This window comes from Burkholderia sp. ABCPW 14 (assembly GCF_001523835.1).
Classification (GTDB): Bacteria; Pseudomonadota; Gammaproteobacteria; order Burkholderiales; family Burkholderiaceae; genus Burkholderia; species Burkholderia mayonis.
The window spans coordinates 100,558-121,637 of record NZ_LOVS01000111.1; the positions used below are offsets into that span (position 1 = coordinate 100,558).

The 21,080-nt window shown below is 67.6% G+C and carries 16 protein-coding genes and 1 pseudogene; 11 read left to right on the plus strand and 6 right to left on the minus strand.

The window, feature by feature from the left end:
- Positions 1–262: 262 nt before the first annotated feature.
- The 3 genes from WS62_RS16955 to WS62_RS16965 all read left to right on the plus strand — a co-directional run bounded on the left by WS62_RS16955 (position 263) and on the right by WS62_RS16965 (position 3,018).
- Positions 263–1,327 (plus strand): glycosyltransferase family 4 protein, encoded by a 1,065-nt coding sequence (locus WS62_RS16955; protein ID WP_066485511.1) that lies wholly within the window; start codon positions 263–265, stop codon positions 1,325–1,327.
- A 286-nt stretch (positions 1,328–1,613) separates the two neighbouring features.
- A complete protein-coding gene (locus tag WS62_RS16960) occupies positions 1,614–2,501 on the plus strand; it encodes a hypothetical protein (protein ID WP_066572867.1) in 888 nt (295 codons plus the stop codon).
- A 55-nt stretch (positions 2,502–2,556) separates the two neighbouring features.
- Positions 2,557–3,018, plus strand: coding sequence for a DUF2214 family protein (locus tag WS62_RS16965; protein WP_082721037.1), 462 nt, complete (start codon positions 2,557–2,559; stop codon positions 3,016–3,018).
- Between the two features lie 281 nt (positions 3,019–3,299).
- Here the strand turns inward: WS62_RS16965 and WS62_RS16975 are convergent, their stop codons facing one another.
- The 4 genes from WS62_RS16975 to pdxY all read right to left on the minus strand — a co-directional run bounded on the left by WS62_RS16975 (position 3,300) and on the right by pdxY (position 9,702).
- Entirely contained in the window at positions 3,300–4,472 is a 1,173-nt protein-coding gene (locus WS62_RS16975) for an NAD(P)/FAD-dependent oxidoreductase (RefSeq protein WP_066572871.1), read from the minus strand.
- Between the two features lie 98 nt (positions 4,473–4,570).
- Entirely contained in the window at positions 4,571–5,719 is a 1,149-nt protein-coding gene (locus WS62_RS16980) for a branched-chain amino acid ABC transporter substrate-binding protein (RefSeq protein WP_066572873.1), read from the minus strand.
- A 526-nt stretch (positions 5,720–6,245) separates the two neighbouring features.
- Entirely contained in the window at positions 6,246–8,348 is a 2,103-nt protein-coding gene (locus WS62_RS16985; protein WP_066572876.1) for a phosphocholine-specific phospholipase C, read from the minus strand.
- Between the two features lie 490 nt (positions 8,349–8,838).
- Entirely contained in the window at positions 8,839–9,702 is an 864-nt protein-coding gene (gene pdxY / locus WS62_RS16990) for a pyridoxal kinase PdxY (protein WP_066573040.1), read from the minus strand.
- Between the two features lie 185 nt (positions 9,703–9,887).
- On the opposite strand from pdxY, the gene WS62_RS16995 reads away from it, so the two are divergent.
- Positions 9,888–11,111: an alpha/beta fold hydrolase gene (locus WS62_RS16995; RefSeq protein WP_066572879.1), complete on the plus strand. Its 1,224-nt coding sequence runs from the start codon at positions 9,888–9,890 to the stop codon at positions 11,109–11,111.
- Positions 11,112–11,511: 400 nt separating this feature from the next.
- Here WS62_RS16995 and WS62_RS17000 read toward each other — a convergent pair whose 3' ends face one another.
- On the minus strand, positions 11,512–12,522 hold the full coding sequence (locus WS62_RS17000) for an LLM class flavin-dependent oxidoreductase (protein ID WP_066572881.1): 1,011 nt from the start codon (positions 12,520–12,522) through the stop codon (positions 11,512–11,514).
- 672 nt (positions 12,523–13,194) lie between these two features.
- On the opposite strand from WS62_RS17000, the gene hpnI reads away from it, so the two are divergent.
- From hpnI to bamE, 5 genes are all read left to right on the plus strand, one after another.
- Positions 13,195–14,373: a bacteriohopanetetrol glucosamine biosynthesis glycosyltransferase HpnI gene (gene hpnI, locus WS62_RS17005; RefSeq protein ID WP_066572884.1), complete on the plus strand. Its 1,179-nt coding sequence runs from the start codon at positions 13,195–13,197 to the stop codon at positions 14,371–14,373.
- Between the two features lie 116 nt (positions 14,374–14,489).
- Complete coding sequence (hpnJ, locus tag WS62_RS17010; protein WP_066572886.1) at positions 14,490–15,911, plus strand: hopanoid biosynthesis associated radical SAM protein HpnJ; 1,422 nt, start codon at positions 14,490–14,492, stop codon at positions 15,909–15,911.
- Between the two features lie 3 nt (positions 15,912–15,914).
- Positions 15,915–16,802, plus strand: coding sequence for a hopanoid biosynthesis-associated protein HpnK (gene hpnK, locus WS62_RS17015; RefSeq protein ID WP_066572888.1), 888 nt, complete (start codon positions 15,915–15,917; stop codon positions 16,800–16,802).
- On the plus strand, positions 16,799–17,845 hold the full coding sequence (locus tag WS62_RS17020; RefSeq protein ID WP_066572889.1) for an HpnL family protein: 1,047 nt from the start codon (positions 16,799–16,801) through the stop codon (positions 17,843–17,845). The genes hpnK and WS62_RS17020 overlap by 4 nt, the downstream gene beginning before the upstream one ends.
- Positions 17,846–18,322: 477 nt before the next feature.
- Positions 18,323–18,883, plus strand: a complete 561-nt coding sequence (gene bamE / locus WS62_RS17025; RefSeq protein WP_066573042.1) for an outer membrane protein assembly factor BamE domain-containing protein — start codon at positions 18,323–18,325, stop codon at positions 18,881–18,883.
- A 15-nt stretch (positions 18,884–18,898) separates the two neighbouring features.
- On the opposite strand, the pseudogene WS62_RS36550 reads toward bamE, so the two are convergent.
- Positions 18,899–19,057 (minus strand): annotated as a pseudogene (locus WS62_RS36550) (IS110 family transposase); the annotation flags it as partial.
- Between the two features lie 611 nt (positions 19,058–19,668).
- On the opposite strand from WS62_RS36550, the gene WS62_RS17030 reads away from it, so the two are divergent.
- Positions 19,669–20,358 carry an ABC transporter permease gene (locus WS62_RS17030; protein WP_010105239.1) on the plus strand — a complete coding sequence of 230 codons (690 nt, stop codon included), beginning with the start codon at positions 19,669–19,671 and terminating at the stop codon, positions 20,356–20,358.
- Positions 20,355–21,068 carry an ABC transporter permease gene (locus WS62_RS17035; RefSeq protein WP_066485545.1) on the plus strand — a complete coding sequence of 238 codons (714 nt, stop codon included), beginning with the start codon at positions 20,355–20,357 and terminating at the stop codon, positions 21,066–21,068. Before WS62_RS17030 ends, WS62_RS17035 begins: the two co-directional genes overlap by 4 nt.
- Positions 21,069–21,080 lie beyond the last annotated feature (12 nt).

Genomic DNA, 21,080 nt, shown 5'->3' on the forward strand with positions numbered 1-21,080 from the left:
GTAAAGACTTTGAAATGTTGTGCGCCGCACTGTCCGCGACACCCGATAATCGCCCTCGGGTTTGCCCTTAGGTGTTTTACTGGAACCTGTCAACGGATTCCCCGCTGAAACGTTAACTGCGCGTGCGGCGCGGCCTGCGAGGCAACGCAGCTTCAGTGTCGCGAGCCGGCTCGCCGGACGTCCAACCGACGTCGCGGCGGCGTTCGGCAGGCGGGCAATCAACCCGCTGCTTTATTTTTTGCCGATTTTTTAGGAGTTACACATGCGAATCGCTCAAATCGCTCCGTTGCACGAAGCGGTTCCCCCGAAACTGTACGGCGGTACCGAACGGGTGGTGTCCAATCTGACCGAGGCGCTCGTCGAGATGGGACATGACGTCACGCTCTTCGCGAGCGGCGATTCGCAGACCTCCGCCAAGCTCGAGGCCGTGTGGCCGCAGGCGCTGCGCCTGGATCCGACGATCCGCGACGTGATGGCGCCGCACATGCTGCTGCTCGAGGAAGTGCGCCGCCGCGCGGACGAATTCGACGTGCTGCACTTCCACATCGACTACTACCCGTTTCCGCTGTTCTCGCGCCAGCCGGTGCCGCATCTGACGACGCTGCACGGCCGCCTCGACCTGCCGGAACTGCAGCCGATCTTCAACACGTTCAACAACGTGCCCGTCGTGTCGATCTCCGACAACCAGCGCGTGCCGCTCCCGCAGGCGAACTGGCTGTCGACCGTCTATCACGGCCTGCCGGAAAACCTGCTGAAGCCGATTCCGGACGTGAAGCCGGGCTATCTCGCGTTCCTCGGCCGCATCTCGCCGGAGAAGCGCGTCGACACGGCGATCCGGATCGCCGAGCAGGCCGGCATGCCGATCAAGATCGCCGCGAAGCTCGACAAGGCCGACCGCGCGTACTACGAAGAGAAGATCAAGCCGCTCTTCTCGCTGCCGCACGTCGAGTACATCGGCGAGATCAGCGAAGCCGAGAAGGCCGAGTTCCTCGGCAACGCGCACGCGCTGCTGTTCCCGATCGACTGGCCGGAGCCGTTCGGCCTCGTGATGATCGAGGCGATGGCGTGCGGCACGCCCGTCATCGCGTTCAAGCGCGGCTCGGTGCCTGAAGTGATCGACAACGGCGTGTCGGGCTTCGTCGTCGAGGACGAGCTGTCGGCCGTCGCCGCCGTCAAGCGTCTGCACACGCTGCCGCGCGAGCGGGTGCGCGGCGCGTTCGACGCGCGCTTCACGTCGAAGGTGATGGCGCAGAACTACCTGAAGGGCTACGAAGAGTTGCTGCGCCAGAAGCGCCGCACCGTGCTGCGCGAAGTCAACGCAGGCTGACGCGTCGCGTCTTTCCCGCGCGCGAGTCTGCGCGCTTGCGCGCCGTATGCTTCATCGATATGCCCCGCCCGGGTCCACCGGGCGGGGCATTTTGCATTCGGGGCCGGGAACCCGGCCGATCCGGGCGCGCGCGTCCGGCATCTGTTGTATCCGCGCCGCGCCGCCGCGCTCCGAAACGCCGCAAACCGGCGATTTGCGGCGCGCGGGCACAGCCGACCTAGTAATGTCCCTATAATGGCCGTGCCGTAAAATCCGGCCCCGGCAAGGCCGTCAAGAGGAGAGAGTTTTGGCGAGAACGAAAACCACGCGCGCGAATCCGGCTCCCGGCTCGGGCGTCATTTTCGCGTTGCGAGCCATCGGTCTCGTGCTGCTCGCCCGCTGGCTCTTCTCGATGTCTCTGATGGGCTATCGCGCGTCGCTGTCGGCGATGGCGTCGTCGCCGTGGGCATGCATCAATGTCGTCCTCATCTTCCTGCTGCTCGTGCTCCCCGGCGCGCAGGCGCGCGCCGAGCGGCCGTTCCATCCGCTTCCGCAGTGGCTGCGCCAGGCGCTGCGCTTCTTCGCGTTGCTCGGCTTCCTGTTCGCGGTGTGGTCGGTCGGCGTGTTCGCATGGGCGGCCGGCTGGCGCCGCGCACTGCACGCGCTGACGGTCAGCAACGGCTGGCTCGTCGCCGCGCCCGTGCTTTATGCGGCCGTTGTCTGGATGTGCCGGCCGCGCGCGCTGTGGCGCACGAACGTCGCCGCGCGCCGCTACGCGATTGGCCGCTACGCGATCTCGCTCGATACGCTGACGCGCACCGTCGTCGTCTGGATGGAAAGCCGCAAGGTCGGGCAATACGATGCGCGCGAACTGTCGGTCCGCTGGCCGAAGGGCGCCGCGCCTCGGTCCGCCGAGCCTCGATCTGTCATGCCCGCCGCAGCCGACGCCGCGGCGCAGCCCGACGTCACCGCCGACGCACCCGCCGCATCGCTTTCTTCGCCGCGAACGGCGGCGTCCGCGCCGCCCGCGCAGGGCAGCGGCCGGCGGTTCGCGCGACCGAAGATCGAGCTGCTGTGGGATTCGCCCGCCGCAGTCGGCCATAACCGCCAGATCGTGATGCGCGTGCCGCTCGCGACGGAAGGCGACCGCGTCGCGGCGCGCGCGCTCGACGCGTCGCTCAAGCAGATCGCGTGACGCCGGCGGGCCGGCTCGTGCCGCCGCGTTCGCTTCGCCGACACCAGGAGGACCGATGTTGACCGTTCGATGGTTGCTCGCAGCCGTCCATCTGCTCGCGTTCGGTTTCGCGTTCGCGTCGATCGTCGCGCGCAACCGCGCGCTGCGGCGCGTCGCCGCGTCGCGGCAGTCCGCCGATCTGCCCGACGTGTTCAGGGCGGACGCGATCTGGGGCGTGTCCGCGCTCGCGCTGATCACGACGGGCATCGTCCGCGCGTTCGGCGGCTTCGAGAAGGGCGGCGAATACTATCTGCACGCGCCGCTCTTTCATCTGAAGATGGGCGCGCTCGCGCTGATTCTCGTGTTCGAACTGATGCCGATGATGGGGCTCATCCGCTGGCGTGTCACCGCGCGCCGCGGGATGCTGCCCGACCTCGCTCGCGCGCCCGCGTATGCGCGGATCGGCCATGCGCAGGCGGCGCTCGTCGTCGTGATCGTGTTTGCCGCGGCCGGGATGGCGCGCGGCGTCGGGCTGTGACGCACGCGGGGCATCGCGCGTGCGCGGCGGCTGCCGCGTACCGCGGGGTCCGCGTGTCGATGCATCGCCGGCGGCGGATGCGCCGATGCGCGCGGCGAGCGACGCGTCGCGCGTGCCTCGGCCCTTTCCATGTGCGCGACGGCGGCTGCCCGCAAGGCATTGAGGGCGCGTTTGCGCGCGCGAGCCGGATATGCGTCGGCGCGTGACGACGCACGTCGCGTTGCTGCCGCGCGCGCTTGCCGCTTCACACCTGGCCGCCCGCGCCGCGCGGGCTTCCTCCGTCAAACGACGTTCTTCTCGACGATCGGCCGGCCGGCCAGCACGCGCTCGAAGCCGAGCGGCGACAAGTCGAGCGACGCGTACCGTCCGTGCAGGATCAGCTCCGCGACGCCGCGCCCCGTCGCCGGCCCTTGCTGCAGCCCGTGCCCCGAGAAGCCGTTCGCGAAGATGCAGTTGTCGACGGCCGGATGCGGTCCGATGATCGCGTTCTGGTCGAGCAGGTTGTACTCGTAGTAGCCCGACCAACTACGCATTACCCGCAGCGCCTCGAATTGCGGCACGCGGTGTGCAAGCGTCGGCCAGATCCGGTCGTCGAAGAGCGCGTGGTCGACGTCGTCGAGCGGCAGATCGTCGACGTCGCGCTCGGACGGCGGCGCCGCGCCGCAGATGAACGACGCGCCTTCCGGCCGGAAGTAGACGCCGCTCGGATCGACGACGAGCGGACAGCGCGGCAGCGCGGCCGGCGACGTCACGCTGAAGATGCTGCGGCGGCGCGCATGGACGGGCAGCTCGACGCCGACGAACGCCGCGATCGTGCGCGCCCACGGTCCGGCCGCGTTGACCATCACGTCGCAGTCGTATGCGTGGCCGTCGCCCGTCAGCAGTTGCGTCACGCGGCGTGCGTCGACGCGCGCGCCCGTCACGTCCGCGCTCACATACTGCGCGCCGAGCGCACGCGCCTTCTTGCGCAGCGCCTGCACGAGCCCGTAGCCGTCGAACCAGCCTTCGCCGCGCTCGCCGTAACAGCCGGCCGCGAGATCGTCGGTGGAAAGCCACGGGAACGTCGCGGCAAGCGCGTCGCGGGGCAGATAGCGGATCTGTGCGCCGAGCGACGTCTGCAGCGCGTGGTTCTCGCGCAGCGTCGCGTCGCCTGCCGGCGTCGTGAGAAACAGATAGCCGCCTTCGTGCAGATCGATCGACGGACGCTCGCCGTCGATCGCGAGCCGCTCGCCGAGCGAGCGCAGGAACTCGATTCCGAACAGCGACATCCGGATCGAGAGCGGCGTCGAGAACTGCTGGCGGATCGATGCCGCGGACAGCGCGGACGATGCGCGCGCATAGGTCGGATCGCGCTCGATGACGGTTACGGAGATGCCCGGGTCCATCGTGCGCAGGAAATAGGCGGTTGCGCTGCCGATCACGCCGCCGCCGACGATGACGACTTTCGAATGCATCGAGACTCCATGGGATGGGCGCGATGCGCGCCGGTCGAGAGAAGGGCCGCGCGCGTGCAGCGCGTCGCGTGCGGCCCGCGGAAATCAGGGACGGCCGATCAGCCCCCCTTCGTGACGATCGTCTGCCACGCGCCGTTCTTCACCTGATAGAGCGTCGACATCCCGCTCTTCAGCGAGCCGTCGCCCGCGAACGCGATGCGGCCGGTGATGCCCTCGAAGTCGACCTTCTTCAGCGTGGGCTGATAGGCGACCGGATCGGTCGAGCCCGCCGCCTGCATCGCCTTGATCGCGGCCCACGTCGCGTCGTAGCCGAACTGCGCGTACGACAGCACGTCGACGCCGAATCGTTTCTTGAAGCGCGCCTCGAAGTCCTTGCCCTGCGGCAACTGGTCGAGCGGCCGGCCGTATTCCCACGCCATCGCGCCTTCCGCGGCGGGGCCGGCGATCTTGATGAACTCGGCGTCCTTCACGCCGCCGCCGCCGACGAATTGCGCGGTGAGGCCCAACTGCTTCATCTGCTTGATGAAGTTCGCGGCGAGCGAATCGAGGCCGCCGAAGAAGATCAGATCGACGTTCCTGCTCTTCAGGCTCGTGATCTGCGCGCGGAAGTCGACGGCCTGGTTGCTCGTGTATTCGCGCGCGACGATCGCGCCGCCCGCGGCCTTCACGGCCTTGTCGAATTCGTCGGCTTCGCCCTGGCCGAACGCCGTGCGGTCGTCGACGATCGCGATCCGCTTCGCCTTCGACACGTCGACCGCATAGCGGCCCGCGTTGCCCGCGTTCTGGCCGTCGGTCGCGATCACCATGAACACGTGCGCGAGCCCGCGCGACGTGATGACGGGATTCGTCGCGGCCGGATCGATGACGGGGATGCCCGCCTTGTCGTAGACGACCGACGCAGGAATCGTCGTGCCCGAATTGAAGTGGCCGACGACGACCGACACCTTCTTGTCGACGAGGCTCTGCGCGGCCTGCACGCCGATCCGCGGATCGGCCTGGTCGTCCTCGACGACGAGCTCGAAGCGCGCGGGCTTGCCGGCGATCTTGATCTTCTGCGCGCGGGCGTCGTCGAGCGCGAGCTGCACGCCGTTTTGCAGATCCTTGCCGTAGCCCGCGTTGACGCCCGTGAGCGGCGCGGCGAAACCAACCCTGACGGGGGTGTCGTCGGCGGCGCGCGCGGCGCCGGTTGCGCCGCACGCGAGCGCGGCGGCGAAGGCGAGGGAGGACAGTGACGGGCAGAGTCTCATGTAAATTCCTTGTAGCGATGCACGAACGGGACGCGAGAAGCGCGGATGCGAGATGCCGATGCCGGCCTGGCGGGAGCGGCGATGGCTATCCGATTTATAGAAGGCCAAATTGGACGAGTCTTGTTGATTTGCGGCGCATCGGGTGCGGATTTGCGCATAGCCGTGCGGCGGCGCGAGAGGTCGGCGAGCGGCGGGGAAGCGCGGATTCTGCAGACTGTTGGCGAAGTTCGGCGTGTGCGTGCGCGAGCCTGTGTGTGGCGCATTGCAGCAGAAGTCGACGAAGCGATGTCGGGCGGTCGGAAGCGGTGGGGGATGTTCGGATGGGAGGCGGCGGCTGGCTTCTCGCGGCGCAGGTGAGGCGGACGATGGACGGCCGGCGGCCGCGTGTCCTGAAGAGCGGTCCGGCGGGCGTCGATCAGTCATGCGGCTGCGCGACCCGGCATCGCGCAGCCGGACGATCGCCTGCGTGCGTCCGGCACGTCGCACGCGCCGCCGAAGCGGCGCGCGCAATCGCACGAGGCGACGCTCAGGCCGTCGCGATCAGCGGATCGCTCGTGCTCGGCCGGCCGGTTTCGACGTGCCCCGCGAAGCGGCGCAGGAAGCCGTTCGGCGTGCCGTCGGAGACGGTCAGGTCGTACCAGCTTTGGCTGTCGCGCAGATCCCAGTAGTCGTCGATCCGCTGACCGGGCTTCAGCTCGTAGACACGCGGGCTGTCGTTGCCGTACGCGTTCGCCACCGTGAGCCGCACTGTCGAGCGGCCGCGGTTCGACAGGCGCAGCGTGATGTTGCCGTTCGCGACGTCGTAGCCGTAGATCACCTCCGGGTTCGCGGCGGTGCCGAGCGCCGCCGCGGTCGAGCCGCGGAACTGGCACAGGAAGCCGTTCGGACCGTACACGGTCAGGTCGTAGAGGCTCAGCGTGAGCGCCGTGCTCCATTCGTCCGACAGCCGCTTGTGCGCTTCGACCGTGTACGCCCACGGCCCGTCGATGCGATTCGCGGCCGTCACCTGGAACGCCGCGCCCGCGCGGCCCGTGTTCGCGAACGTCAGCTTGAACTTGCCCGTCGACGTGTCGATGCGGCCGAACGCGAAGAGCTCGTACGGCAGCGCGCGAGCGGCGCGCAGGCCCGCTTCCTGTTTCGGCATCGACTGCGCGACGGGCGGCACCGGCACGTAGCTCGGATGACGGTTGCGATCGGGCGGCGCGTAGCCGCTCGTGTCCGGCAGTTGCGGCCAGCTGCCGTCGGGGCTCGAGAAGTTGAACGCGGACGTGAGGTCGCCGCACACCGCGCGGCGCCACGGCGTCACGTTCGGCGCGCGCACCGAATAGCGGTCATTGAAGCGCGCTTCGATGAATTGCAACAGCGACGTGTGATCGAACGTCTGCGAGCAGACCCAGCCGCCCTTCGTCCACGGCGACACGACGAGCATCGGCACGCGCGGCCCGAGCCCGTAGGGCCCGGCCATGTGCTTCGCGTCGCCCGGGAAGATCTCGCCCGCGGTCGACACCGTCGACAGCCCATTGTCGCGCGATTGCGGCGCGAACGGCGGCGCGACGTGATCGAAGAAGCCGTCGTTCTCGTCGTACGTGATGAAGAGCGCGGTCTTGCTCCACACGTCCGGGTTCGACGTCAGCGCCTTCAATACCTGCTCGACGTACCACGCGCCGTAGTTCGACGGCCAGTTCGGATGCTCGGAATACGCTTCCGGCGCGCAGATCCACGACACCTGCGGCAGCGTGCCGTTCTTCACGTCCTGCTGCAGCACGTCGAAGAGGGTGCCGCCCGCGCTCACGTTCGTGCCCGTGCGCGCCTTGTCGTACAGCGGGCTGCCCGGCTGCGCGTTGCGGTACTGGTTGAAGTAGAGCAGCGAGTTGTCGCCGTAGTTGCCGATGTACGGATTCTGCGTCCAGCCCCACCCGCCCGCGGCGTCGAGGCTCGTGCCGATGTCCTGATAGATCTTCCACGACACGCCCGCCTGCTCGAGCGTCTCCGGATACGTGCTCCAGCCGTAGCCGGCTTCCTCGTTGCCGAGCACGGGGCCGCCGCCCGCGCCGTCGTTGCCGACGTAGCCCGTCCACATGTAGTAGCGGTTCGGATCGGTCGAGCTCGGGATCGAACAGTGGTATGCGTCGCAGATCGTGAACGCGTCGGCGAGCTGGTAGTGGAACGGGATGTCGTTGCGCTCGAGGTACGCCATCGTCGTCGTCCCCTTGTTCGCGATCCAGCGGTCGCAGCGGCCCTTGTTCCAGGCGCCGTGCGTGTCCTGCCAGCCGTGCGGCAGGTCCTGCAGGAACTGCATGCCGAGATTCGACGCGTCCGGATGGAACGGCAGCAGCTCGGCCGGGCCCGCGAGCACCGGCTGATGGAACACCGACTTGCCGTTCTGCATCACGAGCGGGCGCGGATCACCGAAGCCGCGCACGCCGCGCAGCTTGCCGAAATAATGGTCGAACGAGCGGTTTTCCTGCATCAGGATCACGACGTGCTCGATGTCGCGGATCGTGCCGGTGCGGTGGTTCGCGGGAATCGCGAGCGCTTCGCGAATCACGGGCGGAAAGAGCTGCAAGGCGGCGGCGCCCGCCGTGCCGGCGGCGAGGCGCAGAAAGTCGCGGCGATTCTGTTTGGTCATGTTGTCGCTTCCTTGTCTGGAGTGGGGGCAAGACCGCCGGAGCGGCAGCGGCCGAATGGAAGTTGGTCGCGATGCGTGATGCCGTCTCGCGCGGCAGCGCCGCCGCGCAACGCCGCCGGGAGGATATCGGGGAAACGGTGTCATTCGGATGAACGCGCGCCGGTGCGCGTACGGATGCCGGATCGCGCGCTCGAATGCGACGACGCGGGTCGGATCGACGCGGCGGATGCGGCGACGGGCGCAGGGCGGTTCGGCGGCGCGGCGCGAGCGGGCCGGCGACGAGCGTGGCCGAGGTCGTGACGATGGCGAGGGGGGCGATTGCGGCGGTGGCTGCGAGGACAGCGAGAACTGCGAGAACTGCGAGAACTGCGAGAACTGCGAGAACTGCGAGAACTGCGAGAACTGCGAGAACGTCCCGCGCCGCGGCGGCCGAAGGAGATGCGTGCGAAAGCGCGTGCGGATCAACACGCGGACGGGCGCGCGCGCCGCATCAATCCGCGCCCGTGACCCAGGCGCCGAACCACTCGCTCGGCCGCGCGATCTCGTCCTGCGCGGCGACGAGTTCGAGCTCGTAGCGTCGCGCGTCGTAGGTTGCCTTGACGACCGCGTGCACCGCGGCGAGCGTGTGCTCGAATGCGGCGCGCACGCTGTCGCCGCGCAGTCGCCGCGCGACGAAGACCGCGCTCGTCAGGTCGCCGACGCCGACCGGATGCCGTGGAAACGCATACAGCGGCCGCTGGCCGATCCACGCTTCGGTCTCGGTGACGACGAGCATGTTGAAACGGTCGGCGGGGCTGTTGCGGTCGTGCAGATGCTTGACGAGGATCACCTGCGGGCCGCGGCGGATGATCGAGCGACATGCTTCGACAGCCTCGGCGACCGTCTCGATGCGCCGCCCCGCGAGCTTTTGCAGCTCGCTGTGATTGGGCGCCATGCCGTCCGCGAGCTCGGGCAGCTCGGCGACGATGAATTCTTCGACGCCGGGCTCGGGCCGGATGCCGCCCGTCTGTCCCATCGCGGGATCGCAGAAGTACCACGCGTTCGGGTTCGTCGCCTTCACGGTGCGCACGATCTCGACGGCGGCGCGCGCCTGCGCGGGCGAGCCGAGGAAGCCCGAGAGGACCGCGTCGCAGCGCTTCAACGCGCCGATCGCGGCGATGCCGTCGACGAGCTGCTCCATCTTCGCCGCGTCGATCGCGCTGCCCGCCCAATGGCCGTACTGCATGTGGTTCGACAACTGCACGGTGTTGAGCGGCCAGACGTTCACGCCGAGCCTTTGCATCGGAAATACCGCGGCGCTGTTGCCCGCATGGCCGTAGATGACGTGCGACTGGATGCTGAGGACGTTTTTCATGATCGAGTGTGCCGGCACGCGGCAGGCGCGTCGGACTACGTCGAAAGATACATGACTTTTCCGCATTGGCGGAAACATCTGGTAATACAGTATCGCGGGTATCGTCAGCCCATCGAAAGTAAAATTGCGCGCGGCTCGCACGAATGTCTGGCTTGCCGTTTCCTCCTCTCTTTTCGGCTTCGACGATGTTCCAGATTCGCATAGTGTGGTTCGCGCGGCTCGCCGCGATATCCGCGGCCGCTGTCACGGCGACGACGATGCCGGAAGCGTCGGCGTTCGCGGACTCGCCGGGCGTGGCGCCGGCGGCGGGGGCATCCGTGCCCTCGGCTGCCGTTTCAGCTGTCGCTTCGGGCATCGCGTCGAGCGCCGCCGCGCCGCAGGCGAGCGCTTCGCCCGCCGTCGCCGCGCCGGCGAGCGCGGGCAGGCGCGCGAAGGACGACGGCCCTGCGTACGGCGCGGAACTCGAAGGCTTCGCGTACGCGTATCCGGTGCATCGCTATGCGTTCACGTCGCAGCGGGAGACGCTGCAGATGGCGTACCTCGACGTGCGCCCCGAGCATCCGAACGGCCGCACCGTCGTCCTGCTGCACGGAAAGAACTTCTGCGCAGGCACGTGGGAGCAGACGATCGACGTGCTGACGAAGGCGGGCTACCGCGTCGTCTCACCGGACCAGATCGGTTTCTGCAAGTCGACGAAGCCCGCGCGCTATCAGTACAGCTTCCAGCAGCTTGCGCACAACACGCACGCGCTCCTCGAATCGATCGGCGTGAAGGACGCGACGATCGTCGGCCATTCGACGGGCGGCATGCTCGCCGTGCGCTACGCGCTGATGTACCCGAAGGACACGCGGCAGCTCGTGCTCGTCAATCCGATCGGCCTCGAGGACTGGAAGGCGCTCGGCGTGCCGGCGCTGCCGGTCGACTACTGGTACGCGCGCGAGCTGAAGACGACCGCGGACGGCATTCGCCGCTACGAGCAGCGCACGTACTACGCGGGCGAGTGGTCGCCCGCCTACGAGCGCTGGGTGCAGATGCTCGCCGGCATGTATCGCGGGCCGGGGCGGGACATCGTCGCGTGGAATTCGGCGCTCGTCTACGACATGATCTTCACGCAGCCGGTGGTCTACGAGTTCGGCGCGATCAGGGTGCCGACGCTGCTCCTCATCGGCGACAAGGACACGACCGCGATCGGCAAGGACGTCGCGCCGCCCGACGTCCACGCGAAGCTCGGACGCTATCCGGCGCTCGCGAAGCGCACGCAGGCGGCGATTCCGGGCGCGGTGCTCTATGAATTCCCGTCGCTCGGCCACGCGCCGCAGATCCAGGATCCGGCGACGTTCCACAAGGCGCTGCTCGACGGGCTCGCGGACGTGAAGCCCGCGCACGCGACGCACGCGGCGAGCGAGTAGGCATCGCCGCGCTGGGCGCGGCGAGGTTTGGCGGGAAGAGGCGCGCGTTCCCGCTTCGCGTCGGCGCCTCGACTGTCCGGGCATCGGCGCGCAGTCGTTCGCCGTCCGCCATCCGAGGGCTTTCACGCGGCGGTGTCCGTTTTCCTGCTCGATGTAACTTCGTACCGGCGTCGACATCGGCATCGGCATCGGCATCGGCATCGGCATCGGCATCGACATCGACATCGACATCGGCATCGGCATCGACATCGACATCGGCATCGGCATCGACATCGACATCGACATCGACATCGACATCGACATCGACATCGACATCGACATCGACATCGACGCCGCCGTCATTTCGCGCCGGATTCGCGCCGCCACGGCACGTCAATCCGCCACGCCGCCGCTTCTACCATCAACCCGCCGCTTCGTCGCGCAACGCGTCGCGCACCTGCGCGGCAATTTCATACGAACGCAGCCGCGCGCCGTGATCGTAGATCTGCGCGGCGACGATCAACTCGTCCGCGCCCGTCTGCACGATCAGCCGCCGCAGCCGCTCGCGCACGGTGTCGCGCGAACCGATCGCCGCGAACGACAGCGCGTGCGCGACGTTGGCGAGCTCCTGCTCGGACGCGCCGAGCGCGTCGAGCGACTCGACGGGCGGCGGCAGTTGCCCGGGCGTGCCGCGCCGCAGGTTCAGGAACTGCTGCTGCAGCGACGTGAAGAGGCGCCGCGCTTCGTCGTCGGTGTCGGCGGCGAACACGTTCACGCCGACCATCGCATACGGCTTCGCGAGTTCGGCGGACGGCCGGAACTGCGCGCGGTACACGTCGAGCGCGCGCATCAGATAGTCGGGTGCGAAGTGCGACGCGAACGCGAACGGCAGCCCGAGCATCGCGGCAAGCTGCGCGCTGAAGAGGCTCGAGCCGAGCAGCCAGATCGGCACGTCGAGCCCCGCTCCTGGCACCGCGCGCACGCGCTGGCCGGGGACGGGCGCGGCGAAGTAGCGCTGCAGCTCGACGACGTCGTCCGGAAACGAATCCGCGCTGCCGGCCAGATCGCGCCGCAGCGCGCGGGCCGTCGTCTGGTCGGTGCCGGGCGCGCGCCCGAGGCCGAGATCGATGCGTCCGGGGTAGAGCGACGCGAGCGTGCCGAACTGCTCGGCGATCACGAGCGGCGCGTGGTTCGGCAGCATCACGCCGCCCGAGCCGACGCGGATCGTCTGCGTCGCGCCCGCGACGTGGCCGATCACGACCGCGGTCGCCGCGCTCGCGATGCCGGGCATGTTGTGATGCTCGGCGAGCCAGTAGCGGCGATAGCCGAGGCGCTCGGCGTGCCGAGCGAGATCGACGGCGTAGCGAAATGCCTGTGCGGCGTCGGCGCCGGCGGGAATCGGCGCGAGGTCGAGAACGGAAAACGGAATCATGGTGACGTGAAGACTGGTGGCATAGGGGACGGAACGCGGGCCGACGCGCGGGCGGCGCGGCCTGCCGGTGATGCGTGTACGCAACAGATGCCGCCGATTGTGCCAAAGCGTTCCGGATCGCGTCGGCGGCCGAAAGATATCCCTGCCGGCGACAGGGACGAGCGGAGGCGTCGACGTGACGCGGTGCGGCGCGAAAGATTGTTCTGTAATAGACTGTAATCACGAGAAATCTGATGAAATTTGCACCGATTTGGCTCGAATATTTCATCTGGTACAAAAATCCACAGAAACCCTTACGTTTTGGACGGCGTGCGTCCTGCAAAGCGCTTACGCTAATACGAGGGCAATTGCGTGGAAATTGACCACATCTGCGTGGATCTGCCGTTCAGAAACAGTGCTTTTCAGCGCGTGCGGCAAGCGTTGTCCGCGTGTCGCTGCTAAAATTCGCGGCCTATATACCAATCGCGCTCACGGATTGCGTTCCATTCCCCCTGCGCTTGCCGCGAAAAGTCGCACGAGGAGCCTCGGGATAGCGGCCGCACGGCCGGTTCCGGTGCGTTGCGCGTCGTTGAAAGTGCAAGTAAGAGGAGTTGGGATCGTGTTCGAAATCGTCCCCGCCGAAACATCGCGTTCCCGTTTTGTCTGCCGCCTGATCGTTCGGAGGCGCGCGGCATGACGGGATCGCTTTCCATCGTCGAATGGGCGCTGCTCGCGCTCACCTGCGCGTCGTGCGGCTACGCGGTGCTCGCCGCGTTCGCGCCCGCGCCGCGCGTGCCGCGCACGGCTGCCCGCGACGGCTTCGAGCCCGTCAGCGTGCTGAAGCCGCTGTGCGGATCGGAGCCGCATCTCCATGAGAATCTCGCGAGCTTCTGCGAGCAGCGGCACCCGCGCCACCAGTTGCTGTTCGGCGTCGCGTCGGCCGCCGATCCGGCCGTCGCCGTCGTGCGCCGGCTGCAGGCCGACTATCCCGAGTGCGACATCGAGCTCGTGATCGACGCGCGCGTGTACGGTTCGAACCTGAAGGTCAGCAATCTCGTCAATCTCGCCGAGCACGCGCGCTACGATCGCCTCGTGATCGCCGACAGCGACATCGCGGTCGAGCCCGATTATCTGACCCGCGTAACGGCGCCGCTCGCCGACCCGACGGTCGGCGTCGTCACTTGCCTGTATCATGCGCGCAGCGTCGGCGGCTTCTGGACGCGCATCGGCGCGCAATTCGTCGATGCGTGGTTCGCGCCGTCGGTCCGGATCACCCATCTCGGCGGGTCGAGCCGCTTCGGGTTCGGCGCGACGCTCGCGCTGACGCGTGCGACGCTCGACGCGATCGGCGGCTTCAAGGCGCTGAAGGACGAGCTCGCGGACGATTACTGGCTCGCCGAGCTGCCGCGCCGCCTCGGGCTGCGCACGGTGCTGTCCGAGGTGAACGTGGCGACCGACGTCGCGGAGCCGTCGTTCGCGCCGCTGTGGCTGCGCGAGACGCGCTGGCTGCGCACGATCCGCTCGCTGAATCCGGCTGGGTTCGCATTCCTGTTCATCACGTTCACCGCGCCGTGGCTCGCTATCGGCGCGGCGCTCGCCGCGTGGCTCGACCCGGCTTCGGCGGCGGGCGCGACGGCCGGCGCGGCGGCCGCGATCGGCACGGTCGCGCGGCTCGCGCTGCATGCCCGCGGCTCGGCCGGCTGGCGCGCGTTCTGGCGCGATTTGCCGCTCGTGCCGGTGCGCGACGCGCTGCTCGCACTCGAGTGGCTCGCCGCCGCGTTCGGCACGCAGGTCGTGTGGCGCGGCGCGCGGATGACGGTCGTCGGCGGCGATGCGCGCGCGACGGTCGTGGAGGCGGGCGACGGGCGCTGAAGGGCGCCGGACACCATATGGGATGCGCGGGCGGCGACAGGCGGCCCGCGGTTTTCGAAACGAAACATTTGTACTCGAACGAATTGATATCTATGCAGCAGGCTACCGGAGCATTCATGAAAACGCTGTTCTTGCAGGCCCCTTCGTACGACGGCTTCGACGGCGGTGCGGGCTCCCGCTATCAGGCGAAGCGCGAGATCCGATCCTTCTGGTATCCGACGTGGCTCGCGCAGCCGGCCGCGCTCGTGCCGGGCAGCCGCGTCGTCGACGCGCCGGCCGACGGCCTGTCGGTCGAAGAGACGCTCGAGATCGCGAAAGACTACGAGCTCGTGATCATCCACACGAGCACGCCGTCGTTCCCGACCGACGCGATGTTCGCGGAAGACCTGAAGAAGATGAAGCCGTCGATGCTGGTCGGCATGGTCGGCGCGAAGGTGGCGGTCGATCCGCACAACTCGCTGACGGCGACGGAAGCGATCGACTTCGTCTGCCGCGAGGAATTCGACTACACGTGCAAGGACATCGCGGCAGGCAAGCCGTTCGCCGAGATCCTCGGCATGAGCTACCGCGCGAAGGACGGCTCGATCGAGCACAACGGCCCGCGTCCGATGATCGAGAACATGGACGAGCTGCCGTTCGTCGCGCCCGTCTACAAGCGCGATCTGAAGATCGACAACTACTTCATCGGCTACCTGAACTACCCGTACGTGTCGATCTACACGGGCCGCGGCTGCCGCTCGAAGTGCACGTTCTGCCTGTGGCCGCAGACGGTCGGCGGCCACCGCTACCGCACGCGTTCGGTCGAGAGCGTGCTTGCGGAAGTGAAGTGGATCCGCGACAACATGCCGGAAGTGAAGGAGATCATGTTCGACGACGACACGTTCACCGACTTCAAGCCGCGCGTCGAGGAAATCGCGCGCGGTCTCGGCAAGCTCGGCGTCACGTGGTCGTGCAACGCGAAGGCGAACGTGCCGTACTCGACGCTCAAGATCATGAAGGAAAACGGCCTGCGCCTCTTGCTGGTCGGCTACGAATCGGGCGACGACCAGATCCTGCTGAACATCAAGAAGGGCCTGCGCACCGATATCGCGCGCCGTTTCAACGAGGACTGCAGGAAGCTCGGCATCAAGATCCACGGCACCTTCATTCTCGGCCTGCCGGGCGAGACGAAGGACACGATCAAGAAGACGATCGAGTACGCGAAGGAAATCAACCCGCATACGATTCAGGTGTCGCTCGCCGCGCCGTACCCGGGCACGCGTCTCTACGAGCAGGCGGTCGAGAACGGCTGGCTCACGGAGAACAAGACGATCAACCTCGTCAGCAAGGAAGGCGTGCAGCTCGCCGCGATCGGCTATCCGCATCTGTCGCGCGAGGAGATCTATCACCACCTTGAGCACTTCTATCGCGAGTTCTATTTCCGGCCGGCGAAGATCTGGGAAATCGTCCGCGAAATGCTGACGAGCTGGGACATGATGAAGCGCCGTTTGCGCGAAGGCGTCGAATTCTTCCGTTTCCTGCGCGCGCACGAGGCGTAATCGGTGGCGGGTTCCGACGCGGCGCCGCGCGCGCTGATCTTCACGGCGGACGACTTCGGCCTGCATCCGCGAGTCAATGCGGCCGTCGAGCGTGCGCACCGCGACGGTGTGCTCGCGGCCGCGAGCCTGATGGTCGGCGCGTCCGCCGCGCGTGATGCGCTCAAGCGCGCCAAGCGCCTGCCGTCGCTCGCGGTCGGCTTGCACGTCGTGCTCGCCGACGGGCCCGCGACGCTGCCCGCAAGCGACATCCCGGCGCTCGTCGGTCCCGACGGCCGTTTTCGCGACGCGATGGCGAAGGACGGCTGCCGCTTCTTCTTCCTGCCGCACGTGCGTGCGCAACTGCGCCGCGAGATCCGTGCGCAGTTCGAGGCGTTCGCGGCGACCGGGCTCACGCTCGATCACGTGAACACGCACAAGCATTTCCACCTGCATCCGACCGTGCTGTCGATGATCATCGACATCGGCCGCGAATTCGGGCTGCGCGCGGTGCGGCTGCCGTACGAGCCGTCGACGCCGTTCTGGCTCAAGCCGTGGATCGGGCTCGTGCGCGCGCGGCTCGACCGCGCGGGGATCGCGCACAACGATTACGTGGTCGGCATCGAGCGCACGGGCGCGATGGACGAAGCCGTGCTGCTCGACGCGCTCGCAAAGCTGCCGCCGGGCGTCGGCGAAATCTACTGCCATCCGGCGGAGGCGGGCGACGCGCCGATCACGCCTTCGATGCGCGACTACCGGCCGGCCGACGAGCTCGCCGCGCTGCTGTCGCCGCGCGTCGCGGCCGCGGTGGAGGCGGCGGGCGTCGCATGCGGCGGCTTCGCCGACGTGTTCGGCGGCGGCGCGCGTGCGCGCATGCCGCGCGGCGCGCGGATCACCGGAGCGCAGCCGTCATGACCCGCTGGATCAAATGGCTCGGCTGGCCGCTCGGGATCGCGATCCTGCTCGCGCTCGTCGTGCACGAGGGTGTCGGCGATGTCGTTCGCGTGATCGGCCAGGCCGGTTTCGCGCTGTTGTGGCTCGTGCCGTTCCACGGGCTGCCGCTCTTGCTCGACGCGCACGCGTGGCGCCTGCTGCTCGACAAGCGCGCGTCGCTGCCGTTCCTGTGGTGGATCGCGACCGTGCGCGAGGCGGTGAACCGGCTGCTGCCCGTCGTCGGCGTCGGCGGCGAGATCGTCGGCATCCGGCTCGCGCGCTGGCGCGTGCCCGACGCGAGCCGCGTGACGGCGTCGGTGATCGTCGAGGTGCTCGTGACAATCGCCGTCCAGTACGCGTTCGCCGCGCTCGGCCTCGTGCTGCTCCTGATCGCGACGCAGGAGAGCGTCGGCGCGAGGACGATCGGCGTCGCGCTCGTGCTGTCGCTGCCGATGCCGGTGCTCGCGTTCGTGCTGATGCGCCGCGGCGGCGTCTTCCACGCGATCGAGCGCTTCGCGAGCCGGCTGCTCGGCGATTCCCACCGGCTGCTGCAAGGCGTCGACGGCAAGCGCCTCGATGCCGACATCGACGCGTTGATGTCGCGCGCGGGCCTGCTGTTCCGCGCGTTCTTCTGGCAACTGGCGGGCTATGTCGTCGGCGCGCTGGAGATCTACTGGGCGCTCGCGCTGCTCGGCCATCCGGTGTCGATCGGCGGCGCGGTCGCGATCGAGGCGATGACGCAAGCGGTGCGCCACGCGGCGTTCATGGTGCCGGGGGGCCTGGGCGTCCAGGAGGCGACCGTGGTGCTGCTCGCGCAGATGTTCGGCGTCGACCGCGAGATGGCGCTGTCGCTCGCGCTCGTCAAGCGCGTGCGCGAGTTGCTGTTCGGTGCGTTCGCGCTCGGCTCGTGGCAGCTCGTCGAGTTGTCGCGCACGCGGCGGCGGATTCGCAGCCACGCGCGGCGCGCGGCCCGCGGGGCGGCCGCCGTTGCGCAGCGGGAGTGCGAGGTCGAGTCGTTGCCGTGACGGCGCAGTTGGGCGGCGGGGCGCTTTTATTTCAGAATGTTGACTCGCTGATCCATTGATCCGTTGATTTCGCGGCTCAAAAGCTCAAAAGCTCAAAAGCTCAAAGGCTCAAAGGCTCAAAGGCTCAAAGGCTCAAAGGCTCAAAGGCTCAAAGGCTCAAAGGCTCAAAGGCTCAAAGGCTCAAAGGCTCAAAGGCTCAAAGGCTCAAAGGCTCAAAGGCGTCGACCATGTGCCCGCCCGGCGGTTCGGCCGGCGGTAGCCCGGCCACGCGGCCGGGGCCATTCCGATTTTCTTCCCTTCGCGGCCCGGTTCCGGGCCGACCGCGGGCCGTTGCGCACCAAGCGCTCGCTGCACGACGCGGCGATACGGCGCGCATGCTTCGAGCGCTGCGTCGAGTCCCGCTTCGGCGCACGACGATCGCGGTGCGGTATGCTTGCGCGCGTGTTCGATGATGCGCGCAAGCCGCGCCGTTTCCCGATGACGATGTTCCGATTCCGTGTCCTTCCCGTCGCTTTGCTTGGCGCGGTGCTCGCGCTTGCCGGCTGCGACGATCAGCAAAGCGAGCAGACCGTGCAGCGATTCAAGGATTTCTTCAACGCGATCAAACCCGCGCCGCTGTTCCTCAAGGGACTCACGCCCGGCGTGACGACCGAGGCCGAGATCCGCAGCCAGATGGGGCGTCCCGAGACCGAGCGGGTCTACACGGACGGCTCGAAGCGGCTCGAATATCCGCGCGGCCCGATGGGCAACGAGACCTACATGGTCGATATCGACGCGAACGGCCGCTTCACCGCGGCGACGCAGGTGCTGACGGCCGCGACCTTCGCGAAGATCCGGCCGGGCATGACGGAGGACGAGGTGCGGCGGCTGCTCGGCAAGCCGACCGAGGTCGCGCGCTATCCGCTCAAGCCGGAGACGGTGTGGAGCTGGCGCTGGCTCGAGGACGGCGTCAATCAGGATGCGTTTTTCAACGTTCATTTCGGGCCGGACGGGATCGTCTATACGACGTCGCGCTCGGACATCCTGAAGGGCCAATGAGTAACCGTATGCCAGTCAAGTGCGATGAAGGGAATTGTCGCAAGGGGTGTTGGATCGGACCATGGCATTGAGCATGGTCAGGAGCTTGCGCATGCAGGCGACCAGAGCGACCTTGGGCAGTTTGCCGCTGGTGATCAAGCGCTGGTAGAAGGCGGTGATGGCAGGATTGCGGCGTACGCGCGCTCAAGCGCTTGCCACGTCTCACCGATTCGGCCCCGTGCAACGATCAGCGGCTGACGCGCGAAGATTGCTGCCCGTCGCCGATGCTCACAAGTGTTCTCGAACGCCTGCCGGCCCCCGCCGTTATTCGCCGGCGCTCGCAATCAGCCTGCCATTGGCCTGCCGGTGCTTGCAAACGCTTGCAGGCGCTTGTAGACGCGAGCCGGCCGTCCATCTTTCCGTTTGGTCTTCGCACAGCGTGCCTTACCTACGGCCGCGCGACGCGGCTACCGACTGCCGAAGCTGTTCCCGGCCATTTCCCGCCATCGTGCGCCGCCGCGAACCGCCCGCTGCCGCCGCTTGCCGGCCGCCCATCGTCTCTATCGCAAAAGCGACTCGAAACTTGCAAAAAAGCGGCGCACGGCCCGCAGCCGGCAACGTCCGGAACCGACGTTTACCCCGCTAAAACAGTGCTGTGCGCGCGCCCCGCGCCGCCGCCGGCACGATATTGCAACGCAGCATTCCGCGCGACCGCCATTTGAGCCGTTTTTTTTCGCTTGCGACTATCCGCGTCAAACCGGCGCAGCCGTCCGTGCGCCATTCCCATCACGATCACGGAGACAAGCGTGTTCCTATACGGCTTTGGTCCGCTCATCTGGGCCGGCACGGTGCAGACGATCGAGCTGTCGGTGCTCTCGCTCGCGGCCGCGATCGCGCTCGGCCTCATCGGCGCGGTGGCGAAGCTCTCGCACAATCGTGTGCTGCGCGCGATCGCGACGGGCTACACGACGCTCATCCGCTCGGTGCCCGATCTCGTGCTGATGCTGCTGCTCTTCTACAGCATCCAGATCTGGCTCAATCAGTTCACCGACCTGATGAGCTGGGATCAGATCGACATCGATCCGTTCGTCGCGGGTGTGCTGACGCTCGGCTTCATCTACGGCGCGTATTTCACCGAGACGTTCCGCGGCGCGTTTCTGTCGGTGCCGCGCGGCCAGCTCGAAGCGGGCAGCGCGTACGGCATGAGCGGGATGCGCGTGTTCGCGAGGATCATGTTTCCTCAGATGATGCGCTTCGCGCTGCCCGGCATCGGCAACAACTGGCAGGTGCTCGTGAAGGCCACGGCGCTCGTGTCGATCATCGGCTTGGCCGACGTCGTGAAAGCCGCGCAGGACGCGGGCAAGAGCACGTTCAACATGTTCTTCTTCATCCTCGTCGCGGCGCTCATTTATCTCGCGATCACGACGGTCTCCAATCTCGTGCTCAAGCAGCTCGAGAAGCGTTATTCCATCGGCGTGAGGCACGCGGAACTATGATCGAGATTCTCCAGGAATTCGGGCGCGCGTTCTTCTACTGGGACGGCCAGCGCATGTCGGGGCTCGCCGTCACGCTGTGGCTGCTCGTCGCGTCGCTCGCGATCGGCTTTGTCTGCGCGGTGCCGCTCGCGGTCGCGCGGGTGTCGAAGAATCGCTGGCTGTCGACGCCCGTGCGCTTCTACACGTACGTGTTCCGCGGCACGCCGCTCTACGTGCAATTGCTCCTCATCTACACGGGGATGTACAGCCTCGCGTTCGTTCGCGATCATGCGTTCCTCGACGCGTTCTTCCGAAGCGGCTTCAACTGCGCGATCCTCGCGTTCGCGCTCAATACCTGCGCGTACACGACCGAGATCTTCGCGGGCGCGATCCGCGCGATTCCGCACGGCGAAGTCGAGGCGGCGCGCGCGTACGGGATGAGCCCGTTCACGATGTACCGCCGGGTGATCCTGCCGTCTTCGCTGCGCCGCGCCTTGCCGCTTTACAGCAACGAGGTGATCCTGATGCTGCACGCGACGACGGTCGCGTTTACGGCCACGGTGCCCGACATCCTGAAAGTCGCGCGCGACGCGAATTCGGCGACGTACATGGCGTTCCAGTCGTTCGGAATCGCCGCGCTGATCTATCTTGCGGTATCGTTCGCACTCGTCGCGGCGTTTCGCCGGGCGGAGCGCCACTGGCTCGCGTATCTCGCGGCTGGCCGTCATTGATTTCACTCCAGG